This window comes from Streptomyces sp. NBC_00158, assembly GCF_045160885.1.
In the GTDB taxonomy this organism is placed as follows: domain Bacteria; phylum Actinomycetota; class Actinomycetes; order Streptomycetales; family Streptomycetaceae; genus Streptomyces.
This window is the reverse complement of record NZ_CP108161.1, coordinates 4,561,235-4,581,462: the sequence shown is the minus strand read 5'-3', so window position 1 is coordinate 4,581,462 and position 20,228 is coordinate 4,561,235. Positions and strand designations below refer to the sequence as shown.

Sequence of the window (20,228 nt, the reverse complement as noted above, 5' to 3'; positions counted from 1 at the left end):
CACCCATACAAACATGGGGGTGGTGGCCCTTACCCTTACGTCTGGTCCCCTGCCCATCCACTCCGGAACGCGAGATCCATGACCGGCAACGATGTCCTGCTTGTCCACGGCGGAACCCCGCTCGAGGGCGAGATCCGTGTCCGCGGTGCGAAGAACCTCGTGCCGAAGGCCATGGTGGCCGCCCTGCTCGGCAGCGAGCCGAGCCGGCTGCGCAATGTTCCCGACATCCGTGACGTGCGGGTCGTGCGCGGTCTGCTCCAGCTGCACGGCGTCACCGTGCGCCCCGGCGAAGAGCCGGGCGAGCTGATCCTCGACCCGACCTACGTCGAGAGCGCGAACGTCGCCGACATCGACGCGCACGCGGGCTCCTCCCGCATCCCGATCCTCTTCTGCGGCCCGCTGCTGCACCGCCTCGGCCACGCCTTCATCCCGGGCCTGGGCGGCTGCGACATCGGCGGCCGGCCGATCGACTTCCACTTCGACGTGCTCCGCCAGTTCGGCGCGACCATCGAGAAGCGCGAAGGCGGCCAGTACCTGGAGGCCCCGCAGCGCCTGCGCGGGTGCAAGATCCGCCTGCCCTACCCCTCGGTCGGCTCGACCGAGCAGGTCCTGCTGACGGCCGTCCTGGCCGAGGGCGTGACCGAGCTCAGCAACGCCGCCGTCGAACCGGAGATCGAAGACCTCATCTGCGTGCTGCAGAAGATGGGCGCGATCATCTCCGTGGACACCGACCGGACCATCCGGATCACCGGTGTCGACCGTCTGAGCGGCTACAACCACAAGGCGCTCCCGGACCGTCTGGAGGCCGCGTCCTGGGCTTCCGCGGCCCTGGCGACCGGCGGCAACATCTACGTGCGCGGCGCCCAGCAGCGCTCGATGATGACCTTCCTGAACACGTACCGGAAGGTCGGCGGCGCCTTCGAGATCGACGACGAGGGCATCCGCTTCTGGCACCCGGGCGGCCCGCTGAAGGCCATCGCGCTGGAGACGGACGTGCACCCCGGCTTCCAGACCGACTGGCAGCAGCCGCTGGTCGTCGCCCTGACGCAGGCCACGGGCCTGTCGATCGTGCACGAGACGGTCTACGAGTCCCGCCTCGGCTTCACCTCCGCGCTGAACCAGATGGGTGCTCACATCCAGCTGTACCGCGAGTGCCTGGGCGGTAGCGCCTGCCGCTTCGGCCAGCGCAACTTCCTGCACTCGGCGGTCGTCTCCGGCCCCACCAAGCTGCAGGGCGCCGACCTGGTCATCCCCGACCTGCGCGGCGGGTTCTCGTACCTGATCGCGGCGCTGGCGGCCGAGGGCACCTCGCGCGTCCACGGCATCGACCTGATCAACCGCGGCTACGAGAACTTCATGGAGAAGCTCCAGGAGCTCGGCGCCAAGGTCGAGCTGCCCAACGGCGACCTGGTCTGATCATCCCCCCGCGGGGGCCCCACGGGGCCCCTGCCGGGCCCCCTGCGGGGCCCTGGAAAGGCCTGAGGGCGGCCACCCCGTACGGGGTGGCCGCCCTCGGCCGTTCTACGTACCACTGCCGTCCCGAGGGCCTCTGCGGCCCTCGGCACAAGGGCGGTACTACTTGCCCTTGGCGGCTTCCTTGAGCTTGGAGCCCGCGGAGACCTTCACGCTGTAGCCGGCCGGGATCTGGATGGGGTCGCCGGTCTGCGGGTTGCGCGCGGTGCGAGCGGCACGGTGGGTGCGCTCGAAGGTCAGGAAGCCGGGGATGGTGACCTTCTCGTCGCCCTTGGCGACGATCTCGCCGACGGTCTCGGCGAGCGCGGCCAGAACGGCGTCGGCGTCCTTGCGGGTCACCTCGGCGCGCTCGGACAGAGCGGCCACCAGCTCACTGCGGTTCATGTTGTACTCCCGTGTTCAACTTGCCTTAGAGGCGTGAGATCGAAGCCGATGCTGCCAGGGCCCTAGGACAGTCCCCGGACCCGGGTCTGAACGTCAGACCCTCTCGCCCGGTTACGCATCCTGCCCCCACCAGCGGCGGGAAAGCCAATCCGGCACCCGCCAGGGTCACACGAAAAGCGCCACAGTCACGCCGCGGTGACGCTCCGTCCGCACCCGGGGCTCCGGTGGGTGGCTCCGGTGGATGCGGACCGCGGGCCACGCGGGCATCCCCGCAACCCTATGGGCGCCCTGCCGGGCCCGCATCCCGCGACGCGCCGGTGTCAGGCCGTGGGCCCCGTCACAGCGGGGGCCTGGGCGGCCTGCGCGGCCTTGCGGACGGCGCCCGCGACGGCTCCGGCGACCTTGTCGTTGAAGACGGACGGGATGATGTAGTTCGCGTTCAGCTCGTCCTGGCCGACCACGTCGGCGAGGGCGGTCGCGGCGGCCAGCATCATGTCGGTGTTCACGGTCCGCGACTGGGCGTCGAGCAGGCCGCGGAAGACGCCGGGGAAGACCAGCACGTTGTTGATCTGGTTCGGGAAGTCCGAGCGGCCGGTGGCCACGACGGCGGCGGTCTGGCGCGCGACGGCCGGGTCGACCTCCGGGTCCGGGTTCGCGAGCGCGAACACGATGGCGCCCTCGGCCATGGCCGCGACGTCCTCGCCCGAGAGCACGTTCGGGGCGGAGACGCCGATGAAGACGTCGGCGCCGACCACGGCCTCCTTGAGGGTGCCGGTGTAGCCCTCGGGGTTGGTGTTGTCGGCGATCCAGCGCAGCGGGGAGTCCGGCGCGGCGTCGACCAGGTCGGGGCGGCCGGCGTGCACGACACCGTGGATGTCGGCGCTGACGGCGTTCTTGACGCCCGCGGCGAGGAGCAGCTTGAGGATGGCCGTACCGGCCGCGCCGGCACCGGACATGACGACCTTGACGTCCTCAACTGCCTTGCCCACGACGCGAAGTGCGTTGGTGAGGGCGGCGAGGACGACGATGGCGGTGCCGTGCTGGTCGTCGTGGAAGACGGGGATGTCGAGGGCCTCGCGCAGGCGGGCCTCGATCTCGAAGCAGCGCGGCGCGGAGATGTCCTCCAGGTTGATGCCGGCGAAGCCCGGGGCCATGGCCTTGACGATGGCGACGATCTCGTCGGCGTCCTGGGTGTCGAGGCAGATCGGCCAGGCGTCGATGCCGGCGAAGCGCTTGAAGAGGGCGGCCTTGCCCTCCATGACGGGCAGCGCGGCCATCGGGCCGATGTTGCCGAGACCCAGGACGGCGGAGCCGTCGGTCACGACTGCGACGGAGTTGCGCTTGATGGTGAGGCGGCGCGCGTCCTCGGGGTTCTCCGCGATGGCCATGCACACGCGGGCCACGCCCGGGGTGTAGATCATCGAGAGATCGTCACGGTTGCGGATGGGGTGCTTGGACGACATCTCGATCTTGCCGCCGAGGTGCATCAGGAAGGTTCGGTCGGAGACCTTGCCGAGGCTGACGCCCTCGATGCCGCGGAGCTTCTCGACGATCTCGTCGGCGTGCGCGGTGGAGGTGGCGGCGATGGTGACGTCGATGCGGAGCTTCTCGTGCCCGGAGGCGGTGACGTCGAGGCCGGTGACCGACCCTCCGGAAGACTCCACGGCGGTGGTGAGCTGGGAGACCGCGGTTCCGCTCGCGGGCACTTCCAGGCGGACCGTCATCGAATACGAGACGCTGGGCGCCGTTGCCATGGCCGTGTTTCCTCTTCTGTCCCTGGTTTCGCTGTACACGGATCCGGCCCGACACCGTCCAGCGATGGGCAGGCGGGCAGGACCTGTTGTCCGATCGTCCCACCTACCAGCCGGTACAAGGTAACCAGCTACAAATTTCGGAAAGACTCTTCCACCATACGAGAGAAGTTGGCCGCCTGGAATGGTGGGTTAATACAAAACAGGTCCGCGCCCCCCACTCGGTGGAGGGCGCGGACCTGGTGTTCACGACTAAGACACCGACCCGCCATGCTCGCCTCGCGGCAAGTGGTCGCTCTAAGCGACGAAGGTTGGGCCCGGGGGCTTGGATCGAGCCGGTGTCGTACCCAGGCTAACAAAGGATCGCCGGAAGCGATCCCCCCTCCCGCGAGTTGGACACCCCGGATCACGCGCCTGGCCGCGAGCCGTCCGGGGACGGGCCGCGGCAGGTCGTACGGGGTGCCGGCGGAGGTCACGCACGGTCAGCGCAGCGGCGCGTCCCGGGCAGCCCCGGCGGATCTCCGCCACGGCTCCGTCACGGCTCCGGCGGGGCTGCGGCGGGGCGCCGTGGGCGGGGCCGCGGGCCGGCCTGCCGGGGCCGTGGGCGGGCCCGGCGGGATGGCTGTGCGCGGGCCCGCCGGGGCGGCGGGGGCGGCTGCGGGCGGGCACGTCAGCGGCTGACGGGCCCGCCGGGGCGGCCGGGGCGGGCATCAGGGGCGCAGGAGCTCCGGGACGCCGTCCGCGCCCGGCTTGTCGCCCGCCGCCGAGACCACCGTCAGCTGCTGCGTCGCACGCGTCAGCGCCACGTACAGCACCCGCAGGCCCGCCGGGGACTCCTCCGCGATCTCCGCCGGGGAGACCACCACCGTGGCGTCGTACTCCAGGCCCTTCGCCTCCAGGCTGCCCAGCGCCACCGCCCGCTCGCCCAGGTCCGCCAGCCAGCCCGCGGCCTCCGCGCGCCGGTCCATGGCCACGACCACGCCGACCGTGCCGTCCACCTGCTCCAGCAGCCGCCGGGTCTCCTCCCGCACCGTCGCGCCCAGGTCCTCACCGGCCGCCGTGAACCGGGGCTCCAGACCCGTCGAGCGCACCGCCGTCGGCGGCTCCATGCCCGGCATCGCCAGCTCCAGCACCCGGGCCGCCACCTCGGCGACCTCGGCCGGGTTGCGGTAGTTCACGGTCAGCGTGAACCGCCTGCGCGGCCGGGAACCGAGCGCCTCGTCCCGCGCCGCCGCCGCCTCGTCCGGGTCCGTCCACGAGGACTGCGCCGGGTCCCCGACCACCGTCCAGGTACCCGTCCGGCCGCGCCGGCCCACCATCCGCCACTGCATCGGCGTCAGGTCCTGCGCCTCGTCCACGATCACGTGCGCGTACTCGGTCCGCTCGGCCGCGATCCGCTCGGCCCGCTCCCACTGGGTCTCCTCACGGGTCGGCATCAGCTCCTCCAGCCCGCTGAGCTGGTCCAACGGGTCCATCTCCCGCTTCCGCCTGGGCCGCGCCGGCGCGCCGAGGAGCTGGTTCAGTTCGTCCAGCAGCGCCACGTCGTGCACCGACAGCGGTCCCGAGCCGTCCGCGCCGACCCGGCGCAGCGAACGCGCCAGCTGGCGCGTCTCGCGCGGGTTCAGGTCCCGCCGCGACCAGCGGCCCAGCCGCCGCTCGTCCGCCATCGCCGCCAGCACCCGGCGGGGGGTCAGCTCCGGCCACCAGGCGTTCAGGAAGCCGAGGAAGTCGTCCTCGGTGGAGATGTCCTCGTCGAACGCGCTGCGCAGCTCCGCCGCCAGCTCCGGATCGCTGTGCCGGCCGGACGCGCCCGTCTTCGCGTACAGGGCGTCGAGGAGGAGCTTGCGGGCGCGCGGGCGCAGCAGGTTCACGGGAGCGGTGCCGCCGAGCACGTTCTGCCGGATCCGGTTCAGCTCCGGCGCCTCCAGCTCCACGCGCCGGCCGAACGCCACCACGCGCAGCCGCTCGGGCGCGTCGCCCAGCTCCAGCGCGCCGCGCACCGCCTTGCGGAGCACCTTCAGCATGCGGGAGGAGCCCTTGATCCGGGCCACGGGCGGGTCGTCGTACGTGCTCGCCTCGGCGCCGTCGACGAGCGAGCCGAGCGCCCGGATGGCGACCTGGCCCTCCTCGCCGAGCGAGGGCAGGACGCCCTCGGTGTAGGCGACGAGGAGAGGGGTCGGGGAGACGATCAGGATGCCGCCCGAGTAGCGGCGGCGGTCCTGGTAGAGGAGGTACGCGGCCCGGTGCAGGGCGACGGCCGTCTTGCCGGTGCCCGGCCCGCCGGCCACCTCCGCGACGGAGGCGGCGGGGGCCCGGATGACCAGGTCCTGCTCGGCCTGGATGGACGACACGATGTCCCGCATGGTGTGCGTACGGGCCCGCCCGAGGGCGGCCATCAGCGCGCCGTCGCCGATGGCGGGCAGCTCCCGGCCGTCGAGGGACGCGGTGACCTCCGGACGCATCAGGTCGTCCTCGACACCGAGCACCTTGCGGCCCTTGGAACGGATCACCCGGCGGCGGATGACGCGGCCGGGGTCCTTCGGGGTCGAACGGTAGAACGGCGCCGCCGCGGGGGCGCGCCAGTCGATGACGAGGGGCGAGTAGTCGGAGTCGAGCACGCCGATGCGGCCGATGTGCAGGGTCTCCGCGATGTCGGCGGTGAGGTCGGCGCGGATCGCGTCGTCGGCGGGATCGATGGAGGTGTAGGCCCCGTCGGGGCCCCGCTCCCTCTCCTTGCCGAGGACGAGGTCGATCCGGCCGAAGAGGAAGTCCTCGAACTCGTTGTTGAGCCGGTTGAGGTGGATCCCGGCACGGAACACCTGCGCGTCCCGCTCGGCGAGCGCCCCGGGCGTCCCGACCTGGCCGCGCTTGGCGGCGTCGTTCATGAGGAACTCGGCCTCGTGGATCTTCTCCTCAAGGCGTCGGTACACCTGATCGAGATGCGTCTGCTCGACCGCGATCTCCCGATCGCGGACGGAATCCGCCGTGCTGTCGACAGCGGCATTCTGCGCGGCCACCAAGGCCCCCTTCTGACGTGCATGGGCGACCGTCAACCGTACGCGAATCCGGCCCGTCTCCGCACGCCGGTCTTGGGAGACGGGCGGTTCGGGGGACACGGTTCGGGGCGGTGGGGTGGGGGGCGGTGCTCCCTCGGGCGGGATCCGGGTTGGTTTGGGGGTTTCCCGTCAGTCCCATCGTCCTTCCGTGTCGGGCCGGCCCGGAAAGCCGAAGAACTGCCGGGAAACCCCCAAAAGAACGGTCACGGGGGAGAGGGTGAGGGGCGGGTACGTCAGCGATGAGGCGAGGGGCCGGGCGTCGGCCGGCCCGGCATCCGGGCCCTCAAAGTCCCGATTCGGGGCCAGGTGCGCGGCTACCCGCACCAAAGGTTGATCAGAGCCCCCAGGGAAGCCGAGAGACGCGCCAGATCGCTACGCGCTCCTCTCGTCTCGGCGTCCGACGACCGTCCTGGGCTGATACCCGCACCAAAGGACGACCGGCGTGGCTCAGGGAGCCGGTCGGCGCGACGGATCGCTACGCGCTCCTCTCGTCTCGGCGTCCGGCGACCGCCTGTGGCTGATACCCGCACGAGAGGACGAACAGAGCAGTTCAGGAAGGGAGGGCGCAGTCTTCGCCGGGGCGGGGTGTGCCGGGGTGGGCTGCGCCCTCCTTGGAGTCGTCAGGCCTTGAGGGTGCCCACCAAGTGGGCGCGCTCGCGGAGGTCTCGTACGGCACGGACGGTGGCGTGGGGGCGGAGGCGGAGGTTCATCACCTCGAAGTGTTCGTCTCCCCGGGCCGAGGACAGGGCCTCGTACTCGTCCAGGAAGCGCCCCCACGATTCGCAGGCGGCCTCGACGTGGCCGATGGACAGCTGCCGCTGGGCGAGGACCCCGTACGCGTGCAAGCGGCCCTGCCGCTCGTTGGCGGGCTGGAGCCGGATCGATTCGCGCAGGGTGCGGACCGATCCGGGGACGTCCTTCGTCTCGTTCAGGACGTGCGCGACGTGGAACAGGTAGGCCGTGCGGTCGTAGCCGCCGATCGACTCCCGGCGGTCGTCGGCCCTGCCGAGGGCCTCCTCGGCCTCCCGCAGGCGGACGAAGGCCTGCCGCTTGTCTCCGACCATGGCCGCGCCGTGGGCCTGCTGCCCGCGCAGGAACGCCACCAGGCGCGGGCCGGCGGAGGGTGCCGCTTCCGCCGCCGAGTCGGCGAGTTCCAGGGCCCGCCTGCCGTAGCCGAGGTTGGAGGCCTGGAGCGACATGCCGCGCAGGGTCCGGCAGTACGTGACGTGCTCCTCCGCCTCCCCGGCCAGCTTGAGCGCGGACACGTAGTAGTCCTGGCCCAGCCGGTGCTGCCGTTCGTACATCGCCATCCACCCGGTCAGGTAGACGAGGTCCGAGGCGGCGGCGAGCAGGCTGCGCCGCACCGGGGCCGCCGCCTCGGCCTTCAGCCACGGGCCGACGGTGTTCACGAGGAACGCCGCCGCCATCGGCCGGGCGTGGCCCGCGCCGAGCTCGTCGAGGATGTCGGCGATCCGGTCCGTCATCGCCTCCACGGCGGTCACCTGCGCCTGCCCGACCCGTGTCGTCGCCTTCCCGGGCCCTGCCGGGTCCGGGCCGTCGGCCCGCGCGAGGGTCGGGAACAGCGGGATGCTGAGTGCTGCGGAGAAGACTCCGGCCGCGATCACACGGCGTCGGGACGGATCCATGTCGGCCCTTCCGAGGTCTACGAGTTCCCGCACAGTGTCCGCTTCCGCCGCCCCGCCGGGGAGCGTGAGCCCCGCCTCGGCGTAGGTGACCGGCCGTGCCAGCTTCCGTTCGAACGCCTCGATGATCAGCGCCCTGACCTGCGGCCTCGGCTGGTGTCCGGCCACCCACTGCGACACGGCGGGCTGCCCGTACTTGAGCAGGAGACCGGCCTCCGCGCCGATGCGGTTCACGATCGAGGCGAACTGGCTTCTTGACCATCCGGCCTGCTCAAGGAGCGTCGGCAGGCCGGTGTTGGGTGTGCGTGAGCGTCGCGCCATGAGCAACTCCCCACAGGTGCATGGCTTGCATGCTTCTCCGACGCTCCAACGGTACTCGCGCGGGGGGCCCGCGCGGTTACCTCGTCACACCAACCGGTGACCGTGCGGGAGTTGACCGTCCCCCTGGAGCGAGGAGCCACCCATGAGCCCTGCGACGACCGACCGCTACGAGTACGTCCCCCACCGGCTCCTCCGTCGGCAGGTGCGCGACGCCGCCTCCGGCGCCGAGGGGGTGCTGATGGCCGTCATCCACGAGAACGTCTCGGACTCGGACCTCCACGAGCACTGGGTGGAACTGGCCTACATCCGCGGCGCGTCCGGCCGCGAGTTCACCACCGCGATCACCAACGTCGAACCCGCGAGCTGACTCAGACCAGTCGGCGGGCCAGCACCTGGCCCGGCCAGTCACCCGACAGGAACGCCTCGGTCGGGGTGAAGCCGTTGCGCTCGTAGAAGGCGACCAGCTCGCCCCCGCCACCCGCCCAGCAGTCCACCCGCAACAACCCCAGACCGGCCCGCCGCGCCTCGTCACCGGCATGCGCCAGCAGAGCCGCCCCGATGCCCGCACCGACCCGCGCCCGGTCGGAAACGAGCAGCCGGACGTACACCTCGGCCTCCCCGGCCGCCGGGATCGGCATCTGCGGACTGGGCCCGGAGTCCAGCACCATGGCCCCGACGGGAACCCCGTCGAGCTCCGCGATCCACGGCGCGTTCTCGGTCAGGTACCGCTCGACCCGCTCCACCCCGCCGGGCTTCTGCGAGTACGGGGTGGTCCCCCACTGCTCGGTGTTCCCACGGGAGTTCATCCAAGCAACGGCCCCGTCGAGCATCCCGAGCACGACCCCCGAGTCCGCGAGACGGCCGGGCCGGATCCGTATGCCACGTGTCGTGTCGTTCACGCCCCGAATCCTAGGCCGCGCGCTGCCGGTGGGTGAGCTCGGGCGCCTCAATGCCCCGGTTCCACGGCCCACGCGCCCCGACGCAGCCGGCTGTACTCGGCCAGGAGCCGGACCGACTCGGCAGGGTCTTCACATCCCGCAGCACGAGCTTCGAGAACGTGTAGGCGCTCCTCCAAGCCCGGGTCTCGAACGATGGCGTACTCAGTCCACCACAGCCGCATGAACGCCGCCTCGAAGGCCGGCCCGATCACCCGCAGCCAGTGGGAGTCGAAGTCCACCAGCAAATGAGGCGCGTGTTCCTGAATGGCAAGCCGCAGTGCCACAGGCGTGCACTGCGGCATCGGAGGTACCGCGAAGTGGGTGGGGTGTGCAGTCACGACACAGGGCTCCTGCTCTGTACCCGGCGATCGCAGTCGTGATCGTCCAGGCACCCTGGCGACGCCGACTGCCCATTGTCACCGGATACCAGCCCCGGACGGCGGCCAGCCGCCGAGATCTGAGAAGCGCGTAGCGATCTGGCGCGCCCGTCGGCTCCCCGGGCCGCTCTGATCGTCCTTTGGTGCGGTTATCAGCCCAGGACGGTCGTCGGACGCCGAACGAGAGGAGCGCGTAGCGATCCGACGCGCCTGGGGGCTCCGCAGGTCGCTCTGATCGGCCTTTCGTGCGGGTAGCCGCGCACCCGGCCCGGAATCAGAACATCCGAGGACCCGGATGCCCGCCGGGCCGACTCCCGGCCCCTCGCCTCGGCACTGACTGACCCGCTCCTCCCCTCCTCCCCCCGTGACCGTTCTTTTGGGGGTTTCCCGGCAGTTCTTCGGCTTTCCGGGGCGGGTCGGTCTGTCAAGGGTGGCCGAAGGCCATCGCGAAGCGACGCGACCGAAGGGAGCGCCCTTGACGGGCCGGCCCGACACGGAAGGACGATGGGACTGACGGGAAACCCCCAAGGCCGCTCAGAGACCGCCCGAGGGGGCACCGCCCAACCCCACCCCCTCGAGGGGCAGATACCGGGCCCCCACCGCGCCCCCCTACCCCTCCACCCCCGCCACCTCCCGCACCCGCCTCCGGTGCCGGGCCACGCGTTCCCTGTTGCCGCACAGTTCGCTGGAGCACCACCGGCGGCGGTGGCCGCGGGAGGTGTCGAGGTAGAGGCGGGCGCAGCCGTCGCCCTCGCAGGACCGGATCAGGGCCAGGTCGCCGGGGTCGGTGAGGAGCTCCACCGCGTCCCGGGCGACCGCGGCCAGCATCCCGGCGCACTCCACCCCGCCGCAGAGTTCCCGGACGAGGTGGCCCTCCTGGTCCCGTACCGCGCACACGCCCGGGGGTGGTCCTGCGGCGGCCGCGTTCACCCGGGCGAGTGCGGCCTCCTCCGGGCCGGTGCCGGCCAGTTCGGCCCGTACGAGGGTGCCCACGTCGTCGCGCAGCGCGCGGAAGGCTTCCACCCAGTCGGGCCCGAGCCGGCCGAGCGGGGTCCGGTCGGGGACCAGGCCGGCGCCGACGAGCCACAGCCGCAGCTCGTCGGTGTCGCGGATGCCCTCTCCGCATCCGGAACCGGCCCCTTCGAGGCCGTCCGTCGCCAGCAGGTCCAGACAGACCCGCCCGGAGTCGAACCACATGCCCGTCACCGCCTCGTCGCCGTGGGACCGGACCGCCGGACCGCCTCCCCAGAGTGCCGCCGACGGCCGTGAAGCGGAAGCCCCCGCGCGGGGCGGGGCGGCCCTAGGCGGAGGGGGCCTCGTCGTGCAGGACCCGCTGGAAGAGGCGGTGGTCGCGCCAGGCTCCGTCGATGTGGAGGTACCGGGGGGCGAGTCCGATCTCGGTGAAGCCGTTCTTGGCCAGGACCCGTATGGAGGCCCGGTTGTCGACGAGCGTCTGCGCCTCCACCCGGTGCAGCCCGAGGTCCTCGCGGGCGGCCCGGAGGACCTCGGCGAGTCCGGCGGTGGCCAGGCCCTTGCCGTGCCAGGCCCGGTCGATCCAGTAGCCGACGCCGCCGCTGCACAGGGGCCCGTGCGCGATGCTGCCGAGGTTCATCGCGCCGACCACGGCACCGCTCGCCGCCTCCACGAAGACGTACGGCACGAGCCGTCCCCCGTCGCGCTCCTCCAGCATCCCCTCGATGCGTGCCAGCTGCCCGGCCTCGGTGTAGAAGGCTTCGCTCCGCAGGGGCTCGTACGGTTTCATGGCGGCCCGGTTGCGGGTCAGTACGTCGGCCAGTCCGGCGGCGTGCCCGACCGCCAGGCCCTTCATCTCCACCCCGTTGATGATCATCGGATCACGCTATCGGACCCCTCCGTGGGCTCCCGCTAGCGGACCTCCGCGCCCGTGCTCCAGCCCTCGCCCTCCCCGGCGTCCAGCGACAGCCGGTACCCCCGCTTGACCACCGTCTGGATCAGCCGCGGCGCCCCGAGGGCCGCCCGCAGCCGGGCCATGGCGGTCTCGACGGCGTGTTCGTCGGTGCCCGCCCCCGGCAGCGCCCTCAGCAGTTCCGCCCGGGACACCACCCAGCCGGGCCGCCGGGCGAGCGTGGCCAGCAGGGCCATGCCGGCGGGCGGGACGGGGCGCAGCCCGTCGTCGACGAGGACGGCGTGCCCGCGGATCTCCAGGCGGTGTCCGGCGACGGGCAGTACCCGTGCCCGGCCGGGGAGTTCGCGGCACAGCACCTGTACCAGCGGCCCGAGCCGGAACCGCTCCGGCTGTACGGTCTCGATCCCTTCGGCCTGGAGCGGCAGCGCGGTGACGGGTCCCACGCACGCCGAGGTGACGGGTCCGCGCAGGGCTTCCAGGACCGCTTCGCGCAGTCCCCGTTCGGCGGCCCGGGACAGCAGGGAGGCGGCGGCCGGGGCGGAGGTGAAGCTGACGGCGTCGACGGATCCGACGGCGATGGCGTCGAGCAGGCGGTCGAGGGGTGCGAGGTCCTCGGGCGGCATCCACCGGTAGACCGGTACGGGCACCACCTCGGCCCCGCCGTCGCGGAGGGCTTCCACGAACCCGGGGAGGGGTTCCCCGTGCAGCTGGAGCGCGATGCGGCGTCCGGCGACGCCGCCGGCGAGCAGCCGGTCCAGTACCTCGGCGAGCGATTCAGACTGGGGGGACCAGGCTTCCACGAGCCCGGCGGCCCGTACGGCGCCCTTGACCTTGGGGCCGCGAGCGAGCAGTTCGGTGGTGTGCAGGCGCTCCAGGAGCTGTTCGCCGATGCCCCAGCCGTCGGCGGCTTCGATCCAGCCGCGGAATCCGATGGCGGTGGTGGCGACGACGGCGTCGGGCGGGGTGTCGAGGAGTTCCTTGGTGGCGGCCATCAGCTCGCTGTCGTCGGCGAGGGGCACGATCCGCAGGGCGGGGGCGTGGATGACGGCGGCTCCGCGCCTGCGGAGCAGGGCGATCAGTTCGTCCGCCCGGCGGGCGGCGGTGACTCCGACGGTGAATCCGGCGAGGGGGCCGTGCGTAGCGTCGTCCATCGTGGTGACCTGCCTTGCCCAGAAGGTTTGCGTCGGGGATGTTCCGAGCCTGCCAACGCGTCGTGTCAGGCTCGGTTCCACCGCATTTCGGGCCAGTTAACCGGCCCGCAACCAGCCCGGTGACCTCTCACACCTCACACCGCACACTCACACCGCACACCTCACACCGAGGTGAGCTGCGGCTTCCTCTCCCCCTGCCCGTCGGCGGCGGGGGCCGGGGCGGCGGCGGGCCGGCGAAGGTATACCGCCCAGGTGACGGCGCAGCACACCGCGTAGAAGCCGAGGAAGGTGGTGAAGGCGGCCGTTCCGGAGCCGGAGTCGAGGAAGGCCGAGCGGAACACCAGGTTGATGGCGAGGCCGCCGAGCGCGCCGACGGCTCCGATGAGTCCCATGGAGGCGCCGGAGAGCCGCCTTCCGTGGGCGGCGGCGGCTTCGCCGTCGAGGCCGCGGGCGAGGGCCTTGGCGGCGAAGATGCCGGGGATCATCTTGTAGGTGGAGCCGTTGCCGAGCCCGCTGAGGGCGAACAGCGCGGTGAAGCCGACGAGGAACACCGGCAGGGATTCGCGTACGGAGGCCAGCAGGACCACTCCGGTCGCGGCAGCCATCGCCACGAAGGTGGCGAGGGTGATCCGGGCCCCGCCGAAGCGGTCGGCGAGCGCTCCGCCGACGGGCCGGACGAGGGAGCCGAGGAGCGGGCCGATGAAGGTCAGGGAGGCGGCCTGGAGCGGGGTGCGTCCGAACTGGGTCTGGAGGACGAGCCCGAAGGCGAAGCTGTAGCCGATGAAGGAACCGAAGGTTCCGATGTAGAGGAAGGCCATGATCCAGGTGTGGGCGTCCCGGGCGGCCTCGCGGACGGCGCCGCCGTCGTTCCGGACCGGCGCGAGGTTGTCCATGCGTACGAGGGCCAGTGCGGCGGCGAGCACGATCAGCGGGAGGTAGGTCCAGAGCAGCAGCCGGGGGTGTCCGGCTCCGGCGGTGCCGATGACCAGCAGGGCGACGAGCTGGACGACGGGGACGCCGATGTTGCCGCCGCCGGCGTTGAGGCCGAGGGCCCAGCCCTTCTTGCGGAGCGGGAAGAAGGCGTTGATGTTCGTCATGGAGGAGGCGAAGTTGCCGCCGCCGACGCCGGTGAGCGCGGCCACGGCGAGGAAGGTGCCGTAGGAGGTTCCGGGTTCCATGACGACGAGGGCGGCGATCGTCGGCGCGAGGAGGAGCAGGGCGCTGACGACGGTCCAGTTGCGGCCGCCGAAGCGGGCGACGGCGAAGGTGTAGGGGACGCGGACGAGGGCGCCGACGAAGGTGGCGGTGCCGATGAGGAAGAACTTGCCGGCCGGGTCGATGCCGTACTGGGGGCCCATGAAGAGCACCATCACGGACCACAGGGACCAGATGGAGAAGCCGATGTGCTCGGAGAGCACGGAGTAGAGGAGGTTGCGGCGGGCGATCCGCTCGCCGCTCTCCCGCCAGAACGTCTCGTCCTCGGGATCCCACCGCTCGATCCAGCGGCCTCCCCTGCGCGGTGCGGTCGTCGTACCGGTCATCACACGCCTCCACCCTCCACAGCTGTCGTGCTCCGTGGTGAGGAGGCTAGGAACGGCGCGTTTCGGCCCCGGTCCCCGCCGGATGACCGGTGGGAAACCTTGCACTCACCCGCCGCGCGGGCCGGGTGTGAGCGCTGCCGGGAGCCAGCTGTCCGGGGGGACTTCCAGCCAGCCGCCGGCGTTCTGGAGTTCGGTGGCGGCGCGGTGGAGGGCGTCGAGTCCGGGGTGGGTGAAGCCCTTGCGCCAGACCATGGACAGCGGGGAGAGCGGTGCGGGGTCGACGAGGGGGCGTTTCACGCTGCCGGGCATGTCCAGGAAGCCGACGGCCACCAGGACGGGGTTGCGGGTCTTGGCCATGACCCGTACGAACTCCTCCTTGCCCATGGCCACGGGGGCGGGCGGGGCGACGGCGATGTCCCGGCCGGCGAAGAGTTCGCGGGCCAGGCCGGTCCACTCCAGGGTCCGCGGGTTCCCGGCTCCGGCGTACACGGTCTCGCCGGCGAGCGCGGCGAGCGGTACGCGGTCCAGGGCGGCGAGGGGGTGGTCCTCGGGCAGGAGGACGGCGAGGGGTTCGTGGCGTACGGGGCGGTGGTCGAGCCGGGCGCGCAGGGCGGGTGCCAGCCCGGCGGCGTACCCGAAGGAGACGTCGAGGCGCCCGGCGGCGATCTCGGTGGCGGCGTGGGTGAGGCCGCTCTCGAAGCGGGCCATCAGTTCGCAGCCGGGGGCGAGTTCGCGGGCGCGTTCCAGGACCCGGCGGCCGGTGCTGGGGCCGTCGGTGTTCATGTCGACGAGGAGGGCGCGGGGCGGTCCGGCGAAGGCGGTGGCGAGTTCCTCGTGGGCGCGGAGCACGTCGCGGGCGTGGGGCAGCAGCCGTTCGCCGTCGGCGGTGAGTTCGACGGCGCGGGTGGTGCGCAGGAACAGCGGGGCGCCGAGGGCCTGTTCGAGGCGGCGGACGTCGCGGCTGAGGGCCTGCTGGGCGACGTAGAGGCGGGCGGCGGCGCGGGAGAAGTGCAGTTCCTCGGCGACCGCGAGGAAGCCGCGCAGCAGGCGGGGGTCGACGTCTCGGGCGGTCATCCCCGGAGATTAACAACGCGGGCGCGTGAATGGCCCCGGAACAGGTGTTGGACCGCCGGCGGGGGCGGGCCGCAGGCTCGTGGCATGCCGCAGGAATCCCCTCTCATGGCCGTGACCGGCAGCACCCTGGTCCTGGCCGCGCCGTCCGCCGTACCGTCCGGCTCACCGTCCCCCGCCCCGTCCGCCGTACCGTCCCGCGCGCCGTCCCCCGCCCCATCCGGCTCACCGTCCGCCGCCCGGCGTCCCGGCCGGCCCTCTCCCCCGCCGCCGGGCCGCGTCCTCGGCCCGTACGCCCGCCTCTTCGCCCGTCCCGGCACGCGCGGTTTCACCGCCGGGAACCTGCTGGCCCGGCTGCCCATGGGCATGTTCGGGGTCAGCGCGGTGATGATGATCGCCGGACAGCGCGGCTCGTACGCCCTGGCCGGCGCGGTCACCGCCACCGGGCTGGCCGCCACCGCCCTCGTCGCGCCCTGGACGGCCCGGCTGGTCGACCGCCACGGGCAGGCCCGGGTCGCCGTACCGGCCACCGTGATCGCGGTCCTCGGCTCGCTCTCCCTGGTCCTGTGCGTGCGTACGCAGGCCCCCGCGTGGACCCTCTTCGCCTCGTACGCGGCCACCGCGACGACCCCCAACATCGGCGGCATGTCCCGGGCCCGCTGGACCCACCTGCTGCCCCGCTCCGAGCACCACACCGCGATGTCCTTCGAGCAGGCCGCGGACGAGCTGTGCTTCATGCTCGGCCCGGTCCTCGCGGCCTTCCTGTGCACGGCCGCCTTCCCGGAGGCGGGCACCCTCGCCGGGGCCGCCCTGCTGCTCACCGGCATGCTGGTCTTCACCGCGCACCGGGCCACCGAGCCCCCCGCGACCGGGGTGCCCACCGCCGCCCCGGGCCCGTCGCCGCTGCGCGCCCTGCTCCCGCTGCTGGGCCTGCTGACGGCCACCGGTGCGGTGTTCGGCTCGATGGAGGTGGCCTCCATCGCCCACCTCTCCGCCCTGGGCCTCGGCGGCACCTCGGGCCCGGTGCTGGCGCTCCAGGCGGCGGGTTCCTGCGCCGCCGGGCTGTTCTACGGCACCCGGCGGCCGCGGAGCCTGCGGACCTGCCTGCTGGTGCTGGCCGCGGCGATGGCCCTGCCCTGGGCGGCGGCCGCCACCGGCTCCCTGCCGCCTCTGGCCCTGGCGCTGCTGCTGGCCGGTACGGCCACGGCGCCGGTGATGGTGGGCGCGATGGCCCTGGTGCAGCGGGCGACCCCGCCGGGCCGCCTCAACGAGGGCATGAGCCTGGCCGTCACCGCGATCATGACCGGCATCGCCGCCGGCTCCGCCACGGCGGGCCAGGCCGTCGACCGCCTGGGCTCCACCGCGGCCTACGCCCTCCCGGCCGCCGCGGCCCTGCTCGCGCTGGCCCTCTCCGCCGCAACATCCCGATTTATCCGTATTGTTCCGGCGGGCGAGTGACGCGCCCGCGTGGTACGCACCACTCCTCCGCGCGATCCCGCATAACTGGGGGTGCTTTCCCCCAGCGCACTTCCCTTCGCGGAGGAACTCCCCTTGCCTGCTTCACGCTCCGTCTCCTCGGCCCTCGTCGTCGCGGCCGTCACCGCTTCCTGCCTGGTGCCGGCCGTACCGGCCCTGGCCGACGCGTCCCAGATCCGGTTCTCCCAGCCGTACGTCCCCTCCATCGCCCCCGGCCAGACGGGCCGCGTCGTCATCGCGGCCGTGAACGGCCAGGACCCGGCGCGCAGCAGCACCTTCCGGATCACCGCCCCGGAGCGGACCACCTTCCCGGAGGCCCGCTTCTACTGGAACGGCCGGCGCGCGGCCGGCTCGTGCACCCGCTCGTCGGACGCGCGCCTGCTGACCTGTGACGCGGGCACCCGCACCGGCTTCGCCTTCCCGGCGAACACGCAGACGCGGCTGGCGGTGACCCTGAAGGTGGACCCGAAGGCCCCGCAGGGCACGACGCTGGACGGCGGCGAGTGGTCCAACGGCACTGACGCCCCGGCCCTGTTCGCGGTGGCCACCCCGGTGACGGGCCCGAAGGGCGACGACGGCCGCCCGGGCCACGACGGCCACGAGGGCAAGCCCGGCCACCACGGCAAGCCGGGCCGCCCGGGCCCGCAGGGCGAGAGGGGAGAGAAGGGCGAGAAGGGCGACGCCGGCAAGGACGGCCGGGACGGCCGCGACGGCGTGCAGGGCCCGGCCGGCCCCCAGGGACCCAAGGGCGACACGGGCAAGGACGGCCGCAACGGCCGTGACGGGAAGAACGGGCACGACGGCAAGGAAGGCCGCCAGGGCCCCGCCGGCCCGCAGGGCGTGAAGGGCGACACGGGAGCCCGGGGCCCGCAGGGCCCGCAAGGCCCGCAAGGCCCGCAAGGCCCGCAAGGCGAGCCCGGCCCGGCCGGAGGCCCGCAGGGCCCGGCCGGCCCCCAGGGCCCCAAGGGCAAGGACGGCCGGGACGGCAAGCCCGGCAAGGACGGCAGGCCCGGCGCCGACGGCCGCCCCGGCAAGGACGGCAGGCCCGGCAAGGACGGCCGACCCGGCAAGGACGGCGCCGTCGGCCCGCAGGGCCCCGAGGGCAAGCCCGGACCCCAGGGCCCGAAGGGCGAGCCCGGCAAGTCCGGCCACTGCAAGAAGTGCGACGGCCACCACGGCAAGGGCGACCACCACGGCAAGGGCGGAAAGGGCGACAAGGGCGACCACAAGGCCACCCCGAAGGCCCGCATCGTCACCTCCGGCCACGGCCTCGGCATCCGCTCCGGCCCCGGCACGGACTACCGCAAGACCGGCAAGCTCCCGGCCAACACGGTCGTGGCGCTCCAGTGCAAGGTCAACGGCCAGACCGTGGGCGACAACTCGATCTGGTACAAGCTCGCCGACGGCCGCGGCTGGATCGCCGCCCGCTACGCCCTGAACCTCAACAAGGTCCCGTACTGCTGACGGACCCCGGCATGACGAAGGCCCCGCAGCCGGCAGGCTGCGGGGCCTTCCCCATCCTCCCGGTACCCGAATCCGGTACGAGAGCGGTACCGTATTCGGGTACCGGTACGAAAAGGGAGAGCAGCCATGCCCATAAGCGCCAGCGAAGCCCGCAAGACCCTGTTCCCCCTGATCGAGCGCGTCAACAACGACCACACCCCGGTGCGCATCAGCTCCAAGAACGGCGACGCCGTCCTGATGTCGGCCGAGGACTACGACTCCTGGCAGGAGACCGTCTACCTGCTGCGCTCGCCGGCGAACGCCCGCCGCCTCATGGAGGCCGTCGCCCGCGACCGGGAGGGCGCGCACACCGTCGCGAAGAGCATGGACGAGCTGAACGCCCTGGCCGGTGAGGAGTGAGGAGCATCCATTTCGACCCGGCCGCCTGGGAGGACTTCCTCTACTGGCTCGCCGCGGACCGGAGGATGGCCAAGCGCATCACCCGCCTGATCGGCGAGGTCCAGCGGACGCCCTTCGAAGGCATCGGGAAGCCCGAACCCCTCAAGGGGGACCTGTCCGGCTACTGGTCCCGCCGGATCGACGACGAGCACCGGCTCGTCTACCGGGCCGACGACAAGGAAGTGAAGATCCTCAAGGCCCGCTACCACTACTCCGATTGACCCCGGGCATGACGAAGGCCCCGCAGCCAGCAGGCTGCGGGGCCTTCGCCCACATGGGATGAGTGGAGATGGCGGGAATCGAACCCGCGTCCAACGGTGCAGAAGCAGGGCTTCTCCGAGCGCAGTCCGCTGCGATTTTCTCGGCCCCGGAGATCACACGGACAAGTCTCCGACGGGCTCAGTCACTGTTTGGTTTCCCTCCAACCCCCGTGACCGGGGCTAGAGGTTTAGATCCCTAGTTGACGCCAGGATCCGGACCGGGACCACTTCCGGGCTGACGCTCCTCACAGAGGCTTCAGCTCACTGTTATTAGGCAGCGAGGGTGAAGCGGGAGTTATCGCTCTTGGAGTTGGCGATTATTTTTTGCGACATGTGGTTAGCGAGATCATTGCCGCTTCCTCGGCTCGCTTCCCCTGCATCGACAGCCGCTGTCGAAACCGATCATCCCCATGTTGTTTTTTCAAGGTGCGCCGACCCCGGAGGGGCGGTGCTGGACCCCATGGTACGCGAAGTGGACCACCGCGTGCCAGGAGATTAAACCGTGCCCCGCTGCTTGCGCCGGACCGCCGAGATCGCCCGCTGCGTCTCGCGCGTGTCCTGCTTCTCGCGCAGGGTCTGGCGCTTGTCGTACTCCTTCTTGCCCTTCGCCAGCGCGATCTCGACCTTCGCGCGCCCGTCCTTGAAGTACAGGGACAGCGGGACGACCGTGTGGCCCGACTCCTCCGACTTGCGCTCCAGCTTGTCGATCTCCTCGCGGTGCATGAGGAGCTTGCGCTTGCGGCGGGCGCTGTGGTTGGTCCAGGTGCCCTGGCTGTACTCCGGCACGTGCACGTTGTACATCCAGACCTCGCGTCCCTCCACCGACACGAAGCCGTCCACCAGCGAGGCCCGGCCCTGGCGCAGGGACTTGACCTCGGTGCCGGTCAGGACGATCCCGCACTCGTACGTGTCGACGATCGCGTAGTCGTGCCGGGCCTTCTTGTTCTGGGCGATCAGCTTGCGCCCTTTTTCCTTAGCCATAGTGCGGTCATTTTCGCA

Annotated in this window: 17 protein-coding genes and 1 other RNA gene; 6 read left to right on the top strand and 12 right to left on the bottom strand. The window is 72.3% G+C overall.

Annotated features, from left to right (window positions below; translation table 11 throughout):
- Positions 1 to 78 precede the first annotated feature (78 nt).
- Entirely contained in the window at positions 79 to 1,416 is a 1,338-nt protein-coding gene (murA, locus tag OG553_RS21080; RefSeq protein WP_007264398.1) for a UDP-N-acetylglucosamine 1-carboxyvinyltransferase, read from the top strand.
- Between the two features lie 159 nt (positions 1,417 to 1,575).
- Here murA and OG553_RS21075 read toward each other — a convergent pair whose 3' ends face one another.
- The 4 genes from OG553_RS21075 to OG553_RS21060 all read right to left on the bottom strand — a co-directional run bounded on the left by OG553_RS21075 (position 1,576) and on the right by OG553_RS21060 (position 8,628).
- Positions 1,576 to 1,857 (bottom strand): HU family DNA-binding protein, encoded by a 282-nt coding sequence (locus OG553_RS21075; protein ID WP_007264399.1) that lies wholly within the window; start codon positions 1,855 to 1,857, stop codon positions 1,576 to 1,578.
- Between the two features lie 320 nt (positions 1,858 to 2,177).
- Entirely contained in the window at positions 2,178 to 3,611 is a 1,434-nt protein-coding gene (locus OG553_RS21070) for an NAD-dependent malic enzyme (RefSeq protein WP_405980475.1), read from the bottom strand.
- Between the two features lie 707 nt (positions 3,612 to 4,318).
- The gene (locus OG553_RS21065) at positions 4,319 to 6,625 is read right to left on the bottom strand and encodes a HelD family protein (protein WP_405980474.1); all 2,307 of its coding nucleotides are present in this window, start codon (positions 6,623 to 6,625) and stop codon (positions 4,319 to 4,321) included.
- Between the two features lie 659 nt (positions 6,626 to 7,284).
- Positions 7,285 to 8,628: a hypothetical protein gene (locus OG553_RS21060; protein ID WP_405980473.1), complete on the bottom strand. Its 1,344-nt coding sequence runs from the start codon at positions 8,626 to 8,628 to the stop codon at positions 7,285 to 7,287.
- Positions 8,629 to 8,770: 142 nt separating this feature from the next.
- Between OG553_RS21060 and OG553_RS21055 the strand changes: the two genes are divergently transcribed.
- The gene (locus OG553_RS21055) at positions 8,771 to 8,995 is read left to right on the top strand and encodes a hypothetical protein (protein WP_405980472.1); all 225 of its coding nucleotides are present in this window, start codon (positions 8,771 to 8,773) and stop codon (positions 8,993 to 8,995) included.
- A 1-nt stretch (position 8,996) separates the two neighbouring features.
- Here OG553_RS21055 and OG553_RS21050 read toward each other — a convergent pair whose 3' ends face one another.
- The 6 genes from OG553_RS21050 to OG553_RS21025 form a co-directional block, all read right to left on the bottom strand.
- A complete protein-coding gene (locus OG553_RS21050) occupies positions 8,997 to 9,527 on the bottom strand; it encodes a GNAT family N-acetyltransferase (protein ID WP_405980471.1) in 531 nt (176 codons plus the stop codon).
- A gap of 1,025 nt (positions 9,528 to 10,552) precedes the next feature.
- Positions 10,553 to 11,140, bottom strand: coding sequence for a CGNR zinc finger domain-containing protein (locus OG553_RS21045; RefSeq protein ID WP_405980470.1), 588 nt, complete (start codon positions 11,138 to 11,140; stop codon positions 10,553 to 10,555).
- Positions 11,141 to 11,243: 103 nt separating this feature from the next.
- The gene (locus tag OG553_RS21040; RefSeq protein WP_405980469.1) at positions 11,244 to 11,792 is read right to left on the bottom strand and encodes a GNAT family N-acetyltransferase; all 549 of its coding nucleotides are present in this window, start codon (positions 11,790 to 11,792) and stop codon (positions 11,244 to 11,246) included.
- Between the two features lie 35 nt (positions 11,793 to 11,827).
- Positions 11,828 to 12,979, bottom strand: coding sequence for a uroporphyrinogen-III synthase (locus OG553_RS21035; protein WP_405980468.1), 1,152 nt, complete (start codon positions 12,977 to 12,979; stop codon positions 11,828 to 11,830).
- A gap of 161 nt (positions 12,980 to 13,140) precedes the next feature.
- Entirely contained in the window at positions 13,141 to 14,520 is a 1,380-nt protein-coding gene (locus tag OG553_RS21030) for a nitrate/nitrite transporter (RefSeq protein ID WP_405980467.1), read from the bottom strand.
- Between the two features lie 105 nt (positions 14,521 to 14,625).
- On the bottom strand, positions 14,626 to 15,594 hold the full coding sequence (locus tag OG553_RS21025) for a LysR family transcriptional regulator (protein ID WP_405980466.1): 969 nt from the start codon (positions 15,592 to 15,594) through the stop codon (positions 14,626 to 14,628).
- 84 nt (positions 15,595 to 15,678) lie between these two features.
- Between OG553_RS21025 and OG553_RS21020 the strand changes: the two genes are divergently transcribed.
- From OG553_RS21020 to OG553_RS21005, 4 genes are all read left to right on the top strand, one after another.
- Positions 15,679 to 17,049 carry an MFS transporter gene (locus OG553_RS21020; RefSeq protein ID WP_405980465.1) on the top strand — a complete coding sequence of 457 codons (1,371 nt, stop codon included), beginning with the start codon at positions 15,679 to 15,681 and terminating at the stop codon, positions 17,047 to 17,049.
- 93 nt (positions 17,050 to 17,142) lie between these two features.
- Entirely contained in the window at positions 17,143 to 18,531 is a 1,389-nt protein-coding gene (locus OG553_RS21015) for an SH3 domain-containing protein (protein WP_405980464.1), read from the top strand.
- Between the two features lie 126 nt (positions 18,532 to 18,657).
- Positions 18,658 to 18,930: a type II toxin-antitoxin system Phd/YefM family antitoxin gene (locus OG553_RS21010; RefSeq protein ID WP_405980463.1), complete on the top strand. Its 273-nt coding sequence runs from the start codon at positions 18,658 to 18,660 to the stop codon at positions 18,928 to 18,930.
- The gene (locus OG553_RS21005; RefSeq protein WP_405980462.1) at positions 18,927 to 19,190 is read left to right on the top strand and encodes a Txe/YoeB family addiction module toxin; all 264 of its coding nucleotides are present in this window, start codon (positions 18,927 to 18,929) and stop codon (positions 19,188 to 19,190) included. Before OG553_RS21010 ends, OG553_RS21005 begins: the two co-directional genes overlap by 4 nt.
- 60 nt (positions 19,191 to 19,250) lie before the next feature.
- On the opposite strand, the gene ssrA is transcribed toward OG553_RS21005, so the two are convergent.
- Together ssrA and smpB are read right to left on the bottom strand one after the other, a co-directional pair.
- Positions 19,251 to 19,639: a transfer-messenger RNA gene (ssrA, locus tag OG553_RS21000) on the bottom strand.
- A gap of 85 nt (positions 19,640 to 19,724) precedes the next feature.
- A complete protein-coding gene (gene smpB, locus OG553_RS20995; protein ID WP_405980461.1) occupies positions 19,725 to 20,210 on the bottom strand; it encodes an SsrA-binding protein SmpB in 486 nt (161 codons plus the stop codon).
- Positions 20,211 to 20,228: the final 18 nt, after the last annotated feature.

Coding starts and splice junctions, on each gene's coding strand:
- murA (WP_007264398.1), top strand. CDS start 79: ATGACCGGCAACGATGTCCTGCTTGTCCACGGCGGAACCCCGCTCGAG.
- OG553_RS21075 (WP_007264399.1), bottom strand. CDS start 1,857: ATGAACCGCAGTGAGCTGGTGGCCGCTCTGTCCGAGCGCGCCGAGGTG.
- OG553_RS21070 (WP_405980475.1), bottom strand. CDS start 3,611: ATGGCAACGGCGCCCAGCGTCTCGTATTCGATGACGGTCCGCCTGGAA.
- OG553_RS21060 (WP_405980473.1), bottom strand. CDS start 8,628: ATGGCGCGACGCTCACGCACACCCAACACCGGCCTGCCGACGCTCCTT.
- OG553_RS21055 (WP_405980472.1), top strand. CDS start 8,771: ATGAGCCCTGCGACGACCGACCGCTACGAGTACGTCCCCCACCGGCTC.
- OG553_RS21045 (WP_405980470.1), bottom strand. CDS start 11,140: ATGTGGTTCGACTCCGGGCGGGTCTGTCTGGACCTGCTGGCGACGGAC.
- OG553_RS21040 (WP_405980469.1), bottom strand. CDS start 11,792: ATGATCATCAACGGGGTGGAGATGAAGGGCCTGGCGGTCGGGCACGCC.
- OG553_RS21035 (WP_405980468.1), bottom strand. CDS start 12,979: ATGGACGACGCTACGCACGGCCCCCTCGCCGGATTCACCGTCGGAGTC.
- OG553_RS21030 (WP_405980467.1), bottom strand. CDS start 14,520: ATGACCGGTACGACGACCGCACCGCGCAGGGGAGGCCGCTGGATCGAG.
- OG553_RS21025 (WP_405980466.1), bottom strand. CDS start 15,594: ATGACCGCCCGAGACGTCGACCCCCGCCTGCTGCGCGGCTTCCTCGCG.
- OG553_RS21020 (WP_405980465.1), top strand. CDS start 15,679: ATGCCGCAGGAATCCCCTCTCATGGCCGTGACCGGCAGCACCCTGGTC.
- OG553_RS21010 (WP_405980463.1), top strand. CDS start 18,658: ATGCCCATAAGCGCCAGCGAAGCCCGCAAGACCCTGTTCCCCCTGATC.
- smpB (WP_405980461.1), bottom strand. CDS start 20,210: ATGGCTAAGGAAAAAGGGCGCAAGCTGATCGCCCAGAACAAGAAGGCC.